This window comes from Pelagicoccus mobilis, assembly GCF_016595505.1.
Classification (GTDB): domain Bacteria; phylum Verrucomicrobiota; class Verrucomicrobiia; order Opitutales; family Opitutaceae; genus Pelagicoccus; species Pelagicoccus mobilis.
The window spans coordinates 1-18,364 of the sequence record NZ_JAENIL010000087.1; the positions used below are offsets into that span (position 1 = coordinate 1).

Annotated in this window: 15 protein-coding genes; 7 read left to right on the forward strand and 8 right to left on the reverse strand. The window is 55.3% G+C overall.

The window, feature by feature from the left end:
* Positions 1-251 precede the first annotated feature (251 nt).
* Positions 252-1,148: an EamA family transporter gene (locus JIN87_RS26240; RefSeq protein ID WP_200359346.1), complete on the forward strand. Its 897-nt coding sequence runs from the start codon at positions 252-254 to the stop codon at positions 1,146-1,148.
* Between the two features lies 1 nt (position 1,149).
* Here the strand turns inward: JIN87_RS26240 and JIN87_RS26245 are convergent, their stop codons facing one another.
* The 5 genes from JIN87_RS26245 to JIN87_RS26265 form a co-directional block, all read right to left on the reverse strand.
* Complete coding sequence (locus JIN87_RS26245; protein ID WP_200359348.1) at positions 1,150-1,548, reverse strand: ribonuclease E inhibitor RraB; 399 nt, start codon at positions 1,546-1,548, stop codon at positions 1,150-1,152.
* 40 nt (positions 1,549-1,588) lie between these two features.
* Complete coding sequence (locus JIN87_RS26250) at positions 1,589-2,275, reverse strand: HAD family hydrolase (protein WP_200359350.1); 687 nt, start codon at positions 2,273-2,275, stop codon at positions 1,589-1,591.
* The gene (locus tag JIN87_RS26255; protein WP_200359352.1) at positions 2,272-2,718 is read right to left on the reverse strand and encodes a GNAT family N-acetyltransferase; all 447 of its coding nucleotides are present in this window, start codon (positions 2,716-2,718) and stop codon (positions 2,272-2,274) included. Before JIN87_RS26255 ends, JIN87_RS26250 begins: the two co-directional genes overlap by 4 nt.
* A 97-nt stretch (positions 2,719-2,815) precedes the next feature.
* Positions 2,816-3,418: a sugar O-acetyltransferase gene (locus JIN87_RS26260; protein ID WP_200359354.1), complete on the reverse strand. Its 603-nt coding sequence runs from the start codon at positions 3,416-3,418 to the stop codon at positions 2,816-2,818.
* 121 nt (positions 3,419-3,539) lie between these two features.
* Entirely contained in the window at positions 3,540-4,565 is a 1,026-nt protein-coding gene (locus JIN87_RS26265; protein WP_200359356.1) for a Gfo/Idh/MocA family protein, read from the reverse strand.
* 104 nt (positions 4,566-4,669) lie between these two features.
* On the opposite strand from JIN87_RS26265, the gene JIN87_RS26270 reads away from it, so the two are divergent.
* Both JIN87_RS26270 and JIN87_RS26275 read left to right on the forward strand, forming a co-directional pair.
* Positions 4,670-5,503 carry an NAD-dependent epimerase/dehydratase family protein gene (locus tag JIN87_RS26270; protein ID WP_200359358.1) on the forward strand — a complete coding sequence of 278 codons (834 nt, stop codon included), beginning with the start codon at positions 4,670-4,672 and terminating at the stop codon, positions 5,501-5,503.
* 84 nt (positions 5,504-5,587) lie between these two features.
* Positions 5,588-6,871, forward strand: coding sequence for a hypothetical protein (locus tag JIN87_RS26275; protein ID WP_200359361.1), 1,284 nt, complete (start codon positions 5,588-5,590; stop codon positions 6,869-6,871).
* Positions 6,872-7,064: 193 nt separating this feature from the next.
* Here the strand turns inward: JIN87_RS26275 and JIN87_RS26280 are convergent, their stop codons facing one another.
* On the reverse strand, positions 7,065-8,687 hold the full coding sequence (locus JIN87_RS26280) for a carbohydrate binding domain-containing protein (protein ID WP_200359363.1): 1,623 nt from the start codon (positions 8,685-8,687) through the stop codon (positions 7,065-7,067).
* Between the two features lie 400 nt (positions 8,688-9,087).
* Complete coding sequence (locus tag JIN87_RS26285) at positions 9,088-9,468, reverse strand: hypothetical protein (protein WP_200359365.1); 381 nt, start codon at positions 9,466-9,468, stop codon at positions 9,088-9,090.
* A gap of 15 nt (positions 9,469-9,483) precedes the next feature.
* Here JIN87_RS26285 and JIN87_RS26290 point away from each other — a divergent pair, with 15 nt between their 5' ends.
* Together JIN87_RS26290 and JIN87_RS26295 are read left to right on the forward strand one after the other, a co-directional pair.
* Positions 9,484-10,755, forward strand: a complete 1,272-nt coding sequence (locus JIN87_RS26290; protein WP_200359367.1) for an N-acetylmuramoyl-L-alanine amidase family protein — start codon at positions 9,484-9,486, stop codon at positions 10,753-10,755.
* Between the two features lie 45 nt (positions 10,756-10,800).
* Positions 10,801-11,226, forward strand: a complete 426-nt coding sequence (locus JIN87_RS26295) for a hypothetical protein (protein ID WP_200359369.1) — start codon at positions 10,801-10,803, stop codon at positions 11,224-11,226.
* Between the two features lie 177 nt (positions 11,227-11,403).
* Here the strand turns inward: JIN87_RS26295 and JIN87_RS26300 are convergent, their stop codons facing one another.
* A complete protein-coding gene (locus tag JIN87_RS26300; protein ID WP_200359371.1) occupies positions 11,404-13,791 on the reverse strand; it encodes an ATP-binding protein in 2,388 nt (795 codons plus the stop codon).
* Positions 13,792-13,955: 164 nt separating this feature from the next.
* Here JIN87_RS26300 and purL point away from each other — a divergent pair, with 164 nt between their 5' ends.
* Together purL and JIN87_RS26310 are read left to right on the forward strand one after the other, a co-directional pair.
* Positions 13,956-17,831, forward strand: a complete 3,876-nt coding sequence (gene purL / locus JIN87_RS26305; RefSeq protein WP_200359373.1) for a phosphoribosylformylglycinamidine synthase — start codon at positions 13,956-13,958, stop codon at positions 17,829-17,831.
* A 223-nt stretch (positions 17,832-18,054) separates the two neighbouring features.
* Positions 18,055-18,225: a hypothetical protein gene (locus JIN87_RS26310; protein ID WP_200359375.1), complete on the forward strand. Its 171-nt coding sequence runs from the start codon at positions 18,055-18,057 to the stop codon at positions 18,223-18,225.
* Positions 18,226-18,364 lie beyond the last annotated feature (139 nt).

An 18,364-nucleotide genomic window follows, 5' to 3' on the forward strand; every position in this document is an offset into this window, starting at 1 on the left:
GCATCTCTCCAGCTTCGGCCCGCGTCAGTCTTTCCCTCTGAATTTTACGCTTTCGGGAAAGCGGTCCGTTTCTTGCCCCTTTGGGCAACAGCCCGTCTGTCATTGCCGCATCTGCTGAAACAGGCCAATGGGGCCAAGCTCTCGCGAGCTTGGCTACGAGGTGGGTGACGGGGCTTTTCTTGTGGGGCAGCCCTTCGTGGGAAAATTGGGTTGTGAGCCTATTCCGGATGTGCCTAGTGGGGCGCTGAATTATGACTTGGGTTTATCTTGCAGTAGCGAGCGCGCTCTTTTTGGGGGTCTACGACGTTTTTAAAAAGCGGTCGGTAAATGGGAATGCGGTGATTCCTACGCTCTTCATCAGTGTCTGCTGCGGAGCGATTTTGTGGGTGCCTTGGGTTATTATGTCCGAGTTTGGGCAAGCGCCTCACCCGATGTTGCAGGTTGAGTCGCTCGGGTTGGTGGACCATTTGAGGTTGTTGTTAAAGTCGAGCATCGTAACCGTATCCTGGGTACTGTCCTATTTCGCGCTCAAGCATCTGCCCGTTTCGCTGGCGGGAGGAATTCGAGCCACGGGGCCATTCTGGACTCTGTTGGGAGCGGTGGCGGTTCTTTCCGAGCGGCCGAGCGGTCTGCAGTGGGCGGGGATAGCGGTCACGCTTGTTTCGTTTGTCGCCCTTTCGTTTGCGGGTAAGCGGGAAGGCTTTGTGTTTCACCGAAATCGTTGGGTGCTCTTCATGGTGGGAGCGACGTTGGCGGGTACGGTGAGCGGGCTGTACGACAAGTACTTGATGGGGACTATCGGCTATCAGACGTCGACGGTTCAGGCTTGGTTCTCGATCTATCTGGTGGTGGTTATGCTGCCGATGATGATTGGTTGGTGGCGTCGCTGGTGGGAGCGTGGGGTGTTCTATTGGCGTTGGTCGATTCCGATGATCGGAGTGACTTTGCTGGTGGCCGATTATCTGTATTTCGAGGCCTTGCGGGACGAGGACGCTCTGATTTCCGTGGTGTCTTGTTTGCGGCGGGGCGGAGTGCTGGTGAGTTTTGCGGCCGGATACCTGCTTTTTAAGGAGCGAAACTATCGGGCGAAGACGCCCTGCGTGCTCGGCATTTTGTTGGGTGTCGTTCTCATCCTGCTGGCGAAGTAGTTCAGGGGCGAACCGGGAGCCAACTGGCGAACTCGCAGTCGTGGGCTTCGCTGAGCTCGCACATGAGCGCGACCCAATCCAGCAGAGCTGGTTTGCGTGATTCCTTGATAAGGGAGTTGCCAATGATTTCGAAGTCGCCTTCGTCCGGTTTTTGCCAATCGCCCTGGTAGTTGATCTTTCTGAGTTCTTCGGCGAATCGTTTGGCTTTTTTCTCCGTATCAGTGGTGAAGATACACTGGAATTGAAATTCCTTACTTTGGTCGAAGCCTTCTTCTTCGAGTTCGTCTAGGAATTCTGCGACTTTCTCGATATGGTAGAGACGGTTTGATTGCTGCTGCATCTCGTTGCGGTAGCGTTCTGGTTGATCTCCGCGTCCGAAAATTTGGCTGAAAAGTCCCATTCGAGTGTCGTTGGTTGAAGAAGCTTTTTTTGGAGTGGAGCTATTTTCGCTTCGTTTTAAGAGTGGCGAGAAAGTGATCTAAATCGGTGTAGCAAGAAAATGGGTACTCCTCTTGTTGGTTTGTGTTTTCTTTGCTGCGGATGCCGATGAATTGGAAGCCGAGTCGTTCGCTGGCTTGTTTGTCTCCTGGAGAGTCGCCGACGTAGGTTTGGCTTTTGAAGTTCTCGATGCCGAAGCGACTTCGGGCGCGTTGCGTGGCGAGTTCCATGATTTCTGCTTTGGTGCGGCGTTCGCTGGAGGAGCAGAGGATGATGCCTTCGACGTCGAATCCGGCCTGGGAGAGTTTCAGGTGGGCGGTTGATCGCCAACCTGCAGTTGCGATTGCGACGATGGTATCGGGCAGTGCTTTTACGGTCTCAATCATTTCGACTGCTCCGGGTAATGCACGGCAGGCGTCGGGGAATCTCTCAAGCTCCTCCCGGATGAGGCGGTGGAAACTTGCTTCAGCTTTATCGAAATCTTCTTGTGTGGCAGGCCGGTTGAGACGTGTTTCCGCTAGCTGGCTTACAATGCCTCTGTCGGAGGGAACTTCGTATTGGCTCCAGTCTGAGGATACGGAGTCTATGCCGAGCGCTTGTTCGCAGGATAGGGGGAAGAGCTTGTCCTCGAGGTCGAGAGATTGGACGAGGGTGCCGTCGACGTCGAACATTAGGAGATGTTTGCTCATGTCGCTGGTGTTGTGGGGCGTTCGTAGTAGATATCCCACTCTTCCTCGCGAGTGACCCGGAATCCGTGTCGCTTGTAGAATGAGTTGGATGGGCTTGACCGCAGGGCGTTGAGCTTGATGGGGAGTTGTTTTTCGTCTGCCGATTGAATGATTCGAGTCAAAGCCTGGGAACCGATTCCGGAGGACTGGAAGTCGGGATGAATGTATAAGTGATCCAAGTACAGGTGATCGTTCTTGGTGGTAACCGCGACAAAGCCGACGAGGGTTCTGTCCACTATCAGTTTCTCGGTATTTTGCGGAGCGAAGGATTTTTTGAATCTTTCGGCGCTGCGTTGCGGATCGAAGCGCCCGATGGCTTTGAGGCTTGGGCGCATGGCCAGGAGTCTTAGCTCGAGTAGGGATTCGAAGTCATCCGGAGATGCGGTGGCGTAGGAGAGCTCCATGGGCTGAGAGTGTTAATCCAGCTCTCTACGTCCCGGAAGTCTTTTTTGTTGAGAATTAGGGGAGCGTTTCCTGCTTGAGAGGCTTCTCGGTGAAGTCTTACCGGCGCTCTTCGTTTACGTTGCGGATGACTTTGCAGGGATTTCCGACGGCGAGGCTGTCTGGTGGGATCGATCGCGTGACCACGCTACCGGCGCCGATGACGGCGTTTTTTCCGATGGTGACTCCGGGCAGGATCGTGACACCGGCTCCGATCCAGGCGTTGTCTTCGATGGTGACCGGTTGGGCGTAGGTGCGAAAGTAGGGATGGTCGCTTTGGGGATCCCAGTTTTCGACCAAGCGTTCAGAGGGGTGGACAGGATGCGTGGCGGTGCAGATCTGGACGTTGGAGGCGATTAGGACGTTGTCGCCGATCGTGATCCGGTTGCAGTCCACGAAGATGCAGTTGATGTTGATAATGACGTTGTTGCCGATCGTGGTGTGTTTGCCGTAGTCGCAGTAGAAGGGGGTATCGATGGTGACGTTTGTGCCTAGTTCATCGAAGAGGTCTTCGAGGATGGATCGACGCTCTGCCTTCTCGCTATGCTGGGTCGCGTTGTATTTTCTGGTGAGGTCCCGGGCTTGGCCGATCATCGTTTGCGACTGCTCGTTCGAAGTGTTGAAGAGCTCGCCGGCTAGGCATTTTTGAATTTCAGATTTCATACTCGGGAGGTTTAGAACGCTCTGATGTACGTTTGTTTCGCCCTAGGCCGTGTCCCATTTGGCCGCCTTGTTCCTCGAAATTTGGATTCCTGCCAGCTTTGAGCTCATATAAAGACACGGCCTAATGGTTTCTGATCTTAAGGTTGGGGTCGACCTCCGATGGCGTGATGGCTCTGCCGTTTTGTTGATGGGAGTCGAAAATGGCGAGGGCGATGCGGAGGGATTCGATAGCGTTGGCTACGGAGAAGAGGGGCGTTTCTCCTGTGTTCAGAGCGTGAATTAGTTCCGCGATCATGTCGCGGGGGTAGTTGGGGCCCCAATCGTAGTTGTCCTCTGGGAAGAGCTCTTTGAAGCCGGTGTAGAGCTTGCTGGGGGCGGGAAGGTAGACTTTTTCGATGTCGTTTCCGATGAGGATGCGGGCTTGATCGAAAATGAGGTCGAACTGGAAGATGTAGTACCTTTTTCGGTACGCGGAGACGAAGGCCACGGTTCCGTTTTCGAACTGGATGGTGGCTTGCCCGCCTTGGTCTTCGATCGCTTCGTTTGGATTGGGAGGGCTTTCGAGTTTGCCGCTTACGGATAGCGCTTCGCCGCACCAGTAGCGGAGCACGTCGTAGGCATGTGTCCCGGTGTGGATGAGCTGGTGGGTCATGTGGCAGGTGACGGATTGGAGGCGGCCGAAGGTTTGCTCTTCGATCAGTTTCCTGATTTTTCGGAACGGGGCTCTGGCTCGTCGTGGATAGTCAACTACGGCGGTGGCGGAGTGTTTGAGGAGGGCGGCTTGGATGGCCTCTCCATCGGCGATGGAGCAGCCGAGCGCTTTTTCGAGCCAGAGACCTTTGGCTCCGGTCTCGAGGGCGGCGAGGGACATCTCGAGTCGCTCGGGGGCGTAGGCGCAGATGCTGGCGATGTCCGGCTTTTCGGCTGCGAGCATTTCGCGGTAGTCGGCGTAGAGGCGCGAGCGATCGAGCGTCCAATCTTGGCCGAAGGTGGCGAGGGTTTCGGGATCGGTGTCGGCTCCGGCGACGAGTTTGACGTCGGGGTGCAGGTGGTAGCATCCGGCGTGGGAGCTGCCGGGGGAGCGGAGCGGATCTTTTTCGAGGGATGAGCCGATTCGGCCGGTGCCGATGATGCAGGAGGTGAGCATTTTTTGTTTTGGTGTGGGGCGCTGCTAGGTGGGGATGGTCTACTGTTTAGTGGATGGGGTGTCGACTTGCAAGGGGCGTGGCGGGATTGTGGGGTTGAGTGGCTATGAAAGTGCTAGTGACAGGCGCAGCGGGATTGTTGGGGAGAGCGGTTTGCGGGGAGCTGTTGGGATCGGGAATTGAGTTGGTGGCTGTGGATCGGGGTGAAGGCGAGGGGCTCGGTTATCCGATCGTGAAGGCCGATGTTCTTGATCGGGCGAGTTGCTACTCGATGGCGCAGGGCTGTGATTGTGTGGTGCATTTGGCCAATTGCACGGATTGGCTCGGGCGAAGCGCTCAAGAGGTCTACGTCGATAACGTGAGCATGGATATCAACGTTTTCCAGGCGGCGGTTGAAAGTGGGGTCAGACGTATCGTTTTCGCGAGTTCGGTCCAGTTGCTGACTGGCTTTCGACTGGATGTGGAGAGGGAGGAGCATGAAATCCTCTTCGAGCGCTTGCCGGCGGACTCTTCTGCGAAGTTGTATCCTAGAAATCCTTACAGTCTGAGCAAGGCTGCTGGGGAGCAGATGTTGGATGGTTTCGTGGATCGGTATGGGATCTCGGCGGTTTCGATCCGGTTTCCGATTTTGCTGGAGAATGGATTGGCGAGTTTGCGGGAGATCGATCCGAATCCGCGGAAGAACGCGTTCGATCTGTACGCCTATTTGTCGACGGCTTCGGCTGGGGATCTGGTGAGGCGTTGCGCCTTGGCCGGTACGGAGGGGCATCGTCGCTATTTTCCGGCGGCGAAGGGGAACTTGCATGGATTGACTCCAGCGGAGGTTTATCGGGAGCGACTGGAGGGGTTGGAGTTGCGGTGTCCGTTGGAGGCGTTGGACCGATTGGTGGATTGTTCGGACATCGAGGCGGACACGGGGTGGACGCAGCCGGAGGTCTAGAGGCGGTTCGAATTGGATCGCCTGAGGGGGCGCGAGCAATTTTGGTGTAACGCGTTTGAACCTGTTTGTGTAACACTCCGACAAATGAATCCTAATACCTTCAAAAAACTGTCTGTGGCCGCTTTGGCTTTGGGCGCATCTGCAATTTCGCTGCAAGCGGGCTCCTTTAAGGAGATGTCCGGGCACCTAGACCTCGATGGCGATTTCGTCGGCTACATGGACTTTGACGGGGAGGGCAAAGTTCTCGGCGACAAGCTAAACGTGATTTACCAGCAGTTTGCTGACTCGAATCCGAATGTGCCTCCATTCCCTATCGATTTCCCTGCTATTTTTGAAACCCTCGGCTTTGGCTCGGTTCGGTCCATGGGGATGAGCTCGACTGAGGTTGAGCAAGGGCTTCATCGCAATCGTTCGGTGACTTTGCTTGAAGGCGACCCGGCTGGCTTGTTTGGCGTCTACTCCTTGGATAAAATCGGATTCCGGGCGGCAAAGATCGCTCCAGCCGATGCGTCTACCGTGATTTCTGGTAGATTCGATTTTGATGCCATTGTGAGCACGGCCCAGTCTCTCGCGAGCACGATCATGGGGCCGATGGGCGAAGGCATGGTGATGCAAGGTCTAGGCCAGCCTGTTGCAGATACGGATATTACCGTGGGCGAGTTGGTGAGCGCTCTTTCGGGTGGAATGGATTTGATCGTTGTGCAAAATATGGAGAACCCGGCGGCTCCGGATATCAAAGGCTACCTCGCCCTGAAGGGCGCTGGAGGTTTGGTCGAGCGCCTAGAGCCGATGATGACTCAGATGGGTGTTCAGTTTTCGGATACGGATAAGGGGCGTGTCGCTGACTTGTCGATGTTCTTGCAAGGGGCGCCGATTGGTTTGTTTGTTGAGGTCTCAAGTGATTCTAACGACCTCTTGATCTACACTGACAGCGAATGGGTGAAGACTCTGGGAACTGGCGAGGGGCTAGTCGATTCGGCTGCTTACCAGCGTGTTGCGGGTCGTCTTCCAGAGGATGCTGCCTTTTATGCGTACAGCAGTGGGGTGGAGGTCGATCAGCTTGTCGGCTTGCTGGAGCAGAATCCTGAAATGGCAGCTTTCGCTCCGTTGATTGCCAATGCGGTCGAGTCTTTGTTGGGTGGTTTTCTTGCCCCGAGCGCATCGGCTACCTACCGAGAAGGTGACGCTCTGATTACGGAAGGGTATTCGGGATTCTCCTACAAGGATGCTGTTGCGGTGCTTCCTGTGGGAATCGCCGGTGGAGTGGGAATCGCGGCTGCTGCTGAGAAAATGAAGAAAGCCCAGAGCTGGAGTGGAGGATCTGCAGATGGCGGTACTTCGGAAGGAGCTGGGGAGGATTCCGAGTAGTCGCTTGCGTATTTAATTTCTAGTTACGTTCAGTCAGCGTAAAGGCGTCCCGTGGGTGGGGCGCCTTTTTGTTGGTCTATCACTGAGGATGGATAGGTGACATGCTAGGTTGGGAACGGTTTTGTGTCCGTTGGGGACCCGCCTTCGCGTTAAGCTTCGGCGAGGCGCGCAACGGACCTTTGTGATGAGGGCTTTATTTGATGTTGCGCAAGGCTCGAGCTCGTACTTCTAGTTTGGCGGCGAGTGGAGACAGCTCCTGGGCCGGAACGAGGTATACGTTGTCGATGAAGTACTGATCCCCGGGGCGAGCGTTGTCGGCGAGCCAGAATGAAAGGCGAGCGTCGAAAGCGGGGGTTCCGAAGTTCTTTGTTGTGAACTTGATGGTGAACTTCTTCCATTCGGTTGTTAGGTTCACGACTTCTCGATTGAGCCCGTAGTTGATGAAAGGAAACTCGTGTCCTGAAATGGATACTTTGAAATCGTTTCCAGTATTTGAATACGCGTAGAAGGTGAGCTCGTACTCCGTGTTGTGCAGCAAGGGGATGTCGTTCTGGTAGAGCTGGAGGTTGCTGCTCGAGGAATTGACTTTGATCGAGGCGGCTCCGCTTGACTGATGGACTCCGGGGGCGTAGAGCATGGCGTTGGCTGATCCGCTGGTATAGAATTTCCAGAAAGATAAATCCGAATCGAAAGTGCTGTTGAGGAGCGCGTTTGGACCGAGCCCTGGCGCCCCGTATTGTTGCAGCTGAGCGATCTTCTCCTTCAGCGTTTCGAGCTCTTGGTTCATGGAGAGAATCTTGTTTTGGCTTTCGAGAAGATCCTCCTCGGCTTTCGAAAGTAAAGCTGCCGTTTGCAGGAGGTTTTCCTCGAGCTCTTCGTTTGTTGGGCCGTTGTCTGAGATAAACAGCAGGTTAGCGTCGTCTTGGTATTCCTGTGCGCGATGGATCCAAAAGGAGCTTTCTAGTGTTTGCCCTGTTTGTAGGGTTCCCCGAACGATACCTGTGTAGTACCTTTCATAGTCGTCTCCGATGCGTTCGATCACTCCAGTGCTTGCGAGTTTGTCTAAGTCTAAGAGGCCGTTTACTGGGACGTTGTTTACTGTGAAATTGGAGCCAACAAACTGGATGATGCCGTCTTCTATGCATCGGAATACAGCGTCTGAAGAACGTTCGGGAAGCGAGTTAGTCTGCAGGAAGTTCCCTCCGGATATTGTAATGGTTGATTGTCCGAATGCGGTAAGTGGAGAGTAAAATACTCCGTCAAAAATGCTAATTCTGGCGCAAGCAAAGCCGTAAACGACGCCTAATACGCTCCCGCCCCTTATCTTTATATCCGTGGAGTCGGATGCGAAAAGGCGAGCGACGCTCCCACCATCATCCATGAAGAAGTGGGATACGTTTCTTGTCCGGACGGTTCCGTTACTGGGTGCTGAGAGGAACAGGACGGCGTCATCGTCGGCGATGAGTTCGCCGAAGCTTCCCGATCTCAAATCTACGATCGAATTTCCAAATGCTGAGACCACTCCTTCGATGGAGGCATCGATCGCGATGAGTTCGGATTGCCCGTTCGTTTCAACGGTCCCATCTACTACGGTGCCGCTCAGTAGGGTGAGCCGAGTCCCTTTGTATTGGGCTGATTTGGGACCGTTGGTGACGTAGAGGTTTAGGCCTTCTCGCACGCCGCCGTACGTTTCATCTAGGCTTCCGGACTGATAGTAAAGTCCGTTTGGATCTTCACCAGGGACCCCACCTGCGAAGACTGAGTTTAGAGTGAGGTAGAGCGTTAGAAAGGTGGTCGGGAGCAGTTTTGTTTTCATAGGGTTTGTACTCACGTGTTTCGTTGGATGCGATATCGGGGGGGGCCTCAATTTGGAAGATAGGGCACCCGGAAGCTCTCTATGGTATTGGACCGTCCGCGATTAACTGGTTATTGCGGTGGTGCTTTCACCGCCTTGTATCCCCTAGGATTCAGCTAGTCTGCGGATTGGGGTAACGAGGAGCTCAGGCTAGAGCCGAGAATATAGAGTAAACTCTGGTAAAGTAAAGAAGAGGCACGCTTCTCTGCACTACGTGAGTGCACGAGACGAGGGGGCTTAGCTGCGACTGGTCAAACGACATGCTTTAGGGAAAACCCAAATTTGTGGAGCTCTGGTGAGCCTTTACTGGGGGCTTTGCGTTTGACGATACGGATTTATCCAATATCTGGATACAGATGTCTTACGGGTGCTCGGACTGTGTGATGTACGCGATTGCTTCTTCGCAGGAGTCGAAGCGGATGACTGGCCAGACGGGGTCTTTGCCGATGTTGCTGTAGAGCGTCTCGATTTTGTCGAGGACTTCGGTTTGGCCGACGAAGGCGACGATGATGTCTGGATTGCTGCGGGAAGCGGCGAGGTCCATGTAGGCGATGAATTGTATCGTTCGTTCATCGAGCTCTACGGAGTCCGCTTTGTCGAAGTAGACGAGTTCCCAGTTGAGATCGTCGAAACGTTGGTCTCCGTAAACGTCCTGATTGCTTTCGATAAGTTCAGAGGAGCTGACGTCTCCGAAGTATTCGAAGAGCACGAATTTTTTTTTCCAGGTAACGTTAAATGGCATGAGGAAGGATTCCGGTTGGAGATCTGTATTTTAAATTGGGATTCGGGCAAGTGTGGAAATGGAAGGTTGCGGATTCTGGTGGGAGGCGGTGGAGTGTTGGAGATGCGTTGGTGGCTTTTGCTGGGTTTTCTTTTCGTTTGGGGGTGTTCGGAAACGGAGCGAGTGGATCAGGTTCTGAGTCCGGCTGCGAAATGGGAGGTGCTGGATCTGTACCAAGGTTCGGTGCATAGAGCGGCGTTCGAGAAGGCGATGGATGAGGTCTATGCGTCGAAGGCGAATTGGCGGGAGTGGATGGATGTGGAAGAGGAGGGGGTCACGATCGCGAAGGGAGCGGGGAGCGAGCCGTATTTTTTGCGTTTCGCGATGGATGCTCCGGCGAGCAAGAGAAAGCATCGCTCGAGTTTCGAGGGGATGCGGATTGCGATCGACCCTGGGCATTTGGGCGGGAAATGGGGGAGGATGGAGCATCGCTCCTTCGCTATCGGAGAGGGGGCGATCGTGCAGGAGGGGGACCTCGTGTTGGCGACGGCTTTGAGATTGGAGAGGGAGTTGGAGGCGTTAGGGGCGGAGGTTTTTCTGCTGCGTGAATCCGCGGGGCCGGTGACTCGATTGCGTCCGAAGGATTTTCAGGAAACGGCATTGGGGCGCTATCCTGGAGGGGCGAGCGAAGAGCTTGAGGAGAGGCGGACTGGTCTGGCGAATTTGCTGTTTTACCGAAGCGCTGAGATTCGGGCCCGGGCGGATCGCTTGAAGGAGCAAGGCGGCGCGGACTTGGCGATCGTGCTGCATATCAATGCGAGTTCGGCTCCGAACGAAGCCGCTCCCACGCTTCTGGAAAAAAACGATGCGCACATTTTGGTGAACGGGTGCTATCTGTCTGGCGAATTGGCTCGGGAGAGTCAGCGGAGCGAGTTGTTGTTGCGATTGGTGAAGGGGTACCACCATGAGGAGCTGCGTTGGGGGGAGGCGATGGCGGAAGCGATGTTGGAGGGGACTGGATTGCCGGCGTATTCGTATGTTGGTGACAACGCTTCGTCGCGAGGGGGGAAGGGATATCTTTGGGCGAGGAACCTGATGGCGGGCCGTATCTATGATTGCCCCGTCCTTTTTCTAGAACCTTGGCGTGCCAATAGCGTGAGTGTTTACGAATGGGCTGGTGCTGGAGACTATGCTGGGGAGAGGATGTTTAACGGTGAAATGAGAGAGTCCCTGCCGGCGGTGTATTGCGCGTTTGTGGTTGAGGGGCTGAAGAGGGGTTTGGCTGCGGGTCAAATGACAAACATGTAATGAAGCTGTAGAGGAGTTGTAATCGGAGCGTGGTTTACTGCGTCCATGAAAAACAAAACCGCTTTTGCCACAGTCGTTATTGCCTGCCTTTCAATCGTTGGATTTGCCTCGGCTCGTCCTGAGATGAAGGGGGATGATTCGCCGGAAAGACTTTTTGCCAAGATGGACGCCGACAATAGCCGTTCTATCTCGGAAACTGAACTAACAACGGCCCTGCAACACAGGGACGAACGCCGTCTCGATAGGATCGCGAAGCTCGAGGAACGTGGCTCGCCTAAAGCCGATGAAGCTCAGGCTCGCTACGAGGTGCACAAGGAGGACCCGATGCTTGGCAGCCCTGAGACGGCGGCTGCATTTATTATCGCGAACTTCGATGTGGACGGAGATTGGGAGCTCGATCGGGAGGAAATGGGGCAAGCCTTCTCCAGCATTCGCAAGTGGCGTGACGAGGCCAGTTCGCGCGCCTCGTAGTTGAAACGGTAAGGAGCTGGGCCGGTGTTGGGTCGGCCCGGCTCGAGCCGATCATTGTTAAACCCTCGGGTTGCTTAGGCGGCCCGGGGTAAATGTGTGTTTGGCGTGGGCGGAGGCGCAGACGCCGTTGAAGGAGCTGTGACAATGCGGCTCGCCACGGCGGTCGAGCCCTACCTTTTAGTTTCCTTCGACTACTTCGAGATCCGGCGCTTTCTTGGTTGCTTGGTAGGCTTGGACGAGAGCGGCTTCGATCGCTTTGCGGCGGATGGGTTTGCTGACGTAGTCGTGCATGCCGGCCGCAATGGCTCGTTCTCGGTCGCCTTGCATCGCGTTTGCGGTGAGGGCGATGATATAGGGCTGCTTGCCTGCCGGGTAGCGTTTTGAGATTTCCCGTGTGGCTTCGTAGCCATCCATCTCGGGCATCTGTATGTCCATGAGCACTACGTCGTAGGATTCCCTGTCGAGGATGTCGATGACTTCGCGGCCGTTGTTGGCGAAGTCGATGTTGAAACCGAGTTTTTTGAGAATGAGAGCGCCGACCTTTTGGTTTACCTTGTTGTCCTCTGCCATGAGGATGCGTAGCGGGTAGGTCTGGCCTGGCTTTTGCTTGTCGGTCTGTGCTGATTTGCTTTCAGCGAGGCCAGTGCTTGAGCAATCGCTTTGTAGTGTTTTTGAGACTACGTCTATCAGATTGCTTGGCTTGAGTGGCTTTGTGACGACAAAGGAACCGAGGGAGCAGTCGCCGTTTTTGCCGTATGGGGCGACTCTTACGAGTTTGGCGTTGGCGAATTGCTGGAGCAGGCGGGCTCTTTGCTTTTCGTCGTAGGATTGGTCGACGAAGAGCAGGTCGTAGCGAGGGTCGTCTGGCGTTCCCAAGCACTCCTCGATCGTTTGAGCGGTGTCTGTATTCGCTTCCCAACGGTTGAGCTGACGCTTGAGAATGCCGCTTACCGTGGAATTGGGTTGGACGACGAGGGCGGATTTTCCTTTGAGGAGGGACTTGCCTCGGTGGTCGAGTTCGGGGGAATAGACGACGGGGTCTGTCGCTTTTGCTTGGATAGTAAAGATGAATGAGGAGCCTTGGCCTTCCTTGCTTTTGACGCTCATTTCGCCGCCCATGAGTTCGGTCAACTTTTTGGAGATGGCTAGGCCGAGTCCGGTGCCTCCGTATTTGCGGGTGGTGGAGGAGTCGACTTGGGAGAATGAATCGAAGAGGCGGTGTTGCTTCTCGTAGGGGATTCCGATGCCGGAGTCGCGAACGGTGAACTCGAGGAGGCAGGGTTTGTCGTCTTCTTCCTTGGTGTCGACGTAGACCTCGATTTGGCCGCGTTCGGTGAACTTGATGGCGTTGCCGACGAGGTTGACGAGGATTTGGCGGAGTCGGGTGACATCGCCTGCGATACCGTAGGGGACTTGCGGGGCGAATTCGTAGCAGAGCTCGAGTCCTTTGGACGTGGCTTTTTCAGCCAGAAGCTCGAGGGATTCTTCCACGCAACCTCTTGGATCGAGGGGGCGTTCTTCTAGTTCCATCTTGTCGGACTCTATTTTGGAAAAGTCGAGAATGTCGTTGATGAGGACGAGAAGGGCGTCGCCGCTGGAGCGGATTGTTTGCAGGTAGTCGCGTTGCTCGTCGTCGATCTGGGTATCGAGGAGGACGCCGGTGAGTCCGATAACCGCGTTCATGGGGGTGCGGATTTCGTGGCTCATGGAGGCGAGGAAGGCGCTTTTGGCCTGGTTCGCGAGTTCGGCCTCCAGGGCTGCGGTATTGGCTTTGGCGATCGCTTCGTCGAGCTGCTGGTAGAGTTGCTTTGTTTCCAGCTTTGCTTCGTGGATGGCTTCTTCGTACGAAGCATCCACTGTCGGCGTCGCCCAAGCGAGCAAGAGTCCGCCGTCTGCTTGCATGGAGATGGAGAGTTCCTTGTCGCCGAGCGTTCCGGTCCAGTCGCCGGTGAAAGCCATGGAGGGCTGGATTTCGCTCTCGAAGCGGCCGAGATCCTCGACGCAGAGGAGGTGCTTCCAGTTGGAGCCGACCAGCTCTTCTCGCGAGTCGCGATCAAAGAGCTTGGCGAAGGCTTCGTTGAGGTAGACGATGTTTCCTGAGGAATCCGTTCGGGCGAGGCCTTCGTTGGAGAGGTCGGCCAGTTCGGCTTCCCATGTTTGGGCGGATGGGTTCGAAGCGGTGTTTTCGGCTTCGCAAAGATAAATGATGCCGATGAAGTCCTCGGCGTTGGGGCGAACCACCATAATGGCGGGAATTGGGGAACCGTTGCTGGAAGGAATCCAGATTGGCCCGGAGGTGCCTTCCGCAGCGACGCGTTGAGCGGTGACTTTTTGCTCGAACCAGGTGAGCGGGAGGGCTTCGCCAGAGGGAAGGAGTTCCTTGAGCGTAGGGTTTGCGTGCTCGATCTTGCCGGCCGAGTCGGCGAGGAAACACGGTTCTGATACTGCGTCCAGGGCATGCTTCGTTAGCTCGCAGCCGACGGTGGTCTTTACGCGGGCAAGCGATTCGAGCTGGTCGAACAGCCGAGCTGCCGTCGCAGGATGAATAAGGTGATCAAGGGTCATGGCGGGTCGCCCTAAGTATCGGCACTCAGAGGCGGTGGTTGATCTCTCGGGGGAAAAATCCTCAGAAGTTTTGAGTTAGATTTCGGGTTGAGGGGGCGCGGGATGGTGTTTTTCCTGACTCCGCGCTTGTCGGGCAGGGGGGAAGCTCTCAGTTTGCCAGCGTTATGATAATCCTTCGTGGCGCTCCCTCCCATTCCGAATTCCGTTTGCAGAAATTGCAGGCCTCGCTCACTGCGGCGGGCCTTCCGGTAAAGTCCGTTTATGCGGAGTACCTGCACGCAGCCGAAATCGAAGGTGATTTGAGCGAGTCGGAGCTCGACGTTCTCAAGAAGCTCCTTACCTACGGGCCGACGCTCGAGGAACACGAACCTGTTGGCTTGCAACGTATTGTAGCTCCTCGTCCCGGCACGCTTTCTCCATGGTCGTCAAAGGCGACCGACATTGCTCACATCTGTGGCTTGGCCAAGCTCGAGCGTGTGGAGCGTGCGGTTTCGTTTTGGGTTGAGCTCGAAAATGGCGGCCTCGATGAAGCCCAGCTTAAGGCGCTCGACGCTCAATTGCACGATCGCATGACTCAGGCGGTGTTTGCGGCTCAGGACGAGCTCGCGATTCTCTTCCGTCACGAAGAGCCGAAGCCGTTTACTACTGTTCCAGTCATCTCGGGCGGCCGCGAGGCATTGGTCGAAGCCAACAAGTCACTCGGCCTGGCGCTCGCGGAAGACGAGATCGACTACCTCGTAGAAAATTTCCAGAAGCTCGGTCGCGATCCTGCGGACATCGAGCTGATGATGTTTGCCCAGGCAAACTCGGAGCACTGCCGCCACAAGATCTTCAACGCGTCTTGGGATATCGACGGTGAAGCTCAGGAGAAGTCGCTCTTTAAGATGATCAAGAACACCTTCGAGATGCGCAGTGCTGGTATCTTGTCCGCTTATAAGGACAACGCCGCAGTTTTTGAAGGCAGCAAGGGCAACCGCTTTTTCGCCGACCCGAAGACCAACGCTTACGGACCTTCGCTTGAGGACATCGCGATCCTTTGTAAGGTCGAGACCCACAACCATCCAACGGCTATTTCTCCGTTTCCAGGAGCGGCGACGGGTTCCGGTGGTGAGATCCGCGACGAAGGCGCAACTGGAATCGGTTCGAAGCCCAAGGCGGGCCTGACCGGATTCACTGTATCCAACCTCAAACTACCCGATGCTCCGCAGCCTTGGGAAAAGGATTTTGGCAAGCCGGAGCGTATCGTTTCCGCGCTCGATATCATGATCGATGGCCCGCTCGGTGGCGCGGCCTTCAATAACGAGTTTGGCCGTCCTGCGATCCTTGGCTATTTCCGTACTTTCGAACAAGAGGTTCCAGGAGCGAACGGTCCTGAGATCCGCGGTTACCATAAGCCAATCATGTTGGCGGGGGGACTCGGAAACATCCGTACCGAGCACATCGAAAAGGGTATCGTCAACGAGGGCGACAAGCTGGTCGTGCTCGGTGGACCAACCATGTTGATCGGTCTTGGCGGCGGCGCTGCTAGCTCGGTTGACAGTGGTTCTGGCAACGAGGATTTGGACTTCGCCTCCGTGCAGCGTGACAATCCTGAGATGGAACGCCGCTGTCAGGAAGTGATCGACCGCTGCTGGGCGCTTGGTGAAGAGAACCCGATCGTGTTCATCCATGACGTCGGGGCTGGAGGTCTCTCCAACGCGATGCCGGAGCTCGTGAACGATGCGGGCAAGGGTGGAGTCTTCGATCTCCGCAAGGTCAACAATGATGAGCCAGGTATGAGCCCGCTCGAGATCTGGTGTAACGAGTCGCAGGAACGCTACGTGATGGCGATCCCGGGCGACCGTATCGAAACCTTTGAAGCGATCTGTAAACGTGAGCGTTGCCCGTACGCGATCATCGGTGAAGCGACCGATGAACGTCAGCTCGTTCTCGAAGATCCGCACTTCGGTAACAAGCCGATTGATATCCCTCTCGAAGTACTGCTCGGTAAGCCACCTCGTATGCACCGTAGTGAGACGAAGCTCACACGCCCACAGGAGCCACTTGCTCTTGATGGTGTTACGCTCGAAGAGGCTGCCAATCGTGTGCTTTCGCACCCGACGGTTGCGGATAAGACTTTCCTTATCACGATCGGGGACCGCACGGTTACGGGGCTCATCCACCGTGATCAAATGGTAGGACCTTGGCAGGTGCCCGTGGCAGACTGTGCGGTGACCGCGTCTTCATTTGACGGATACACTGGAGAAGCGATGTCGATGGGTGAACGTACACCGACTGCGGTAAACAGTGCTGCGGCTTCGGCACGTTTGGCAGTGGGTGAGGCGCTTACGAATCTCGCGTCTGCTCAAGTCGGACCGCTTACTCAAGTGAATCTCTCTGCCAATTGGATGTCCGCTCCATCGGTTGCGGGCGATGCGGTTGATCTCTACGAAGCCGTGCAGGCGGTAGGGATGGAGCTCTGTCCTGAGCTTGGCGTTACGATTCCGGTGGGTAAGGACTCGATGAGCATGAGCACCGTTTGGCAAGACGATGAGGGGGAGAAACGTGTAACGGCTCCGAACTCGCTCATTATTTCCGCTTTCGCTCGCTGTGAGGATATTCGTCTTTCGCTCACTCCTCAATTGATCCAAGAAGCTGATACAAGCTTGATTCTGATCGATTTGGGTCGTGGAAAGAACCGCCTCGGTAGTTCGATACTCGCTCAAACTCTCAGCCAAATGGGCGAAGGCAATCCGGATGTCGATAGCGCGGAAGACCTCAAGAATTTCTGGGACGCGATTCAGCAGCTCGGCAAGGAGCAGAAGCTTCTCTCGTACCACGACCGTTCGGACGGTGGTTTGTTTGCCGCTGCTGTGGAAATGGCCTTTGCCGGTAACGTTGGACTCGACCTAGAGGTTCCGGCGGATTCGGATGCCTTTGCTTCACTCTTTGCTGAAGAGCTTGGTGCTCTCATCCAAATTCGTGATGCTGATGAAGAGGCTGTTCTCGAAGTACTGCGTGCTCATGGTTTGGATACATGCAGCTCTGTGGTTGGTTCACTGAATGGCGACCACACGATCAAGGTGTTGCAGGGAGGTGAAGGCATTTACGAAAATGGCCTGTCCGAGCTTCGTGCAATCTGGTCAGACGTGACCTTCCGCATGCAGAGTCTGCGCGACAATCCAGAGTCTGCCGAGTCTGAGCATCAAATTCGCCAGGATGTTGAGAACAAGGGCATCAATCCGAAGGTAACCTTCGATATCCAGCTCGGTAAGGATTACGACTCTCGTCCAAAGATGGCGATCTTGCGTGAGCAAGGAGTGAACGGGGAAGTCGAAATGGCGGGTGCGTTCTATCGTGCCGGCTTCGACTGTGTCGATGTTCACATGACCGACGTCCTAAGCGGCAAGGTGAGTCTGGCCGACTTCAAAGGTATGGCGGCATGTGGCGGTTTCAGCTATGGTGACGTGCTTGGCGCGGGTGAAGGCTGGGCGAAGAGCATTCTCTTCAATGAGAAGGCTCGTCAGGAGTTTAAGGCGTTCTTCGAACGCGAAGACACATTCTCGCTCGGTGTATGTAACGGATGTCAGATGCTCAGTAACTTGCGTAGTCTGATTCCGGGTACGGCGCATTGGCCGCACTTTGTGCAAAACCGCAGCGAGCGATACGAAGGTCGTCTCGTTTCCGTGAAGATCGAGAACAGTCCGAGTGTGCTGTACGCAGGGATGGAAGGCAGCGTACTTCCAATCGCTGTGGCGCATGGTGAAGGTCGCGCTGAATTCAAGAGCGAAGAGGCGGCTGCTTCTTGCAACGCTTCCGGTTTGGTTGCCGCTCGCTATGTGGACAACAACCACGCGGCCACAGAAGCGTATCCGCTCAATCCGAACGGTTCACCTTTTGGTATCACTTCCCTTACCAGCGAAGATGGACGTGCCACGATCCTCATGCCTCACCCAGAGCGTGTTTTCCGCAGCACTCAGCTCAGCTGGGCGCCAAAGGATTGGGGAGAAGATTCTCCATGGATGCGCATGTTCCGCAACGCGAGAGTGTTCGTGGGCTAGGTTGATCAAACAACGATTTTTTTTGTAGCGTCGTGTGCTTGCGACGCACCGTGTCTCTCTTGGTCTTTTCTCTTGCCGTGCGGCGTGGCGGCGAGTGCCCAGCCCTACGAATTAGCCAAACCATAGGCTGGGACTATAACTCATAGAGTTAACAAGTATTTCCAATTATAGTGAAGTGCCGTATAGTAGTCTCGAACAACAAAGAGACAGAAAGAAAAAGAAGATGAACGCACTCAACACTACTAAGGTATTCGAAGCCACTCTCGCGACCGTCGCAGTAATCGGCGCGGCCGCAGTGATCGTCCCGGCAGCGGGAATCATGACGGCAATCGGAGTGGTAGCAGGCGGACTGGTAGCGATGGCTGCCCTGGAGACCAAAAAGCGCGCTTACTAAGCGAGAGCTTACTCCTTCGGAAAGTCGTCCGACCCACCTGACTTACAATTTTTTGGGGTAACAAAAATAGATAGCACATAGGGATTAGGGGTAGTCCCGCTATCGAAGAAAGCCCGTCAGCGCTTAGCGCTGGCGGGCT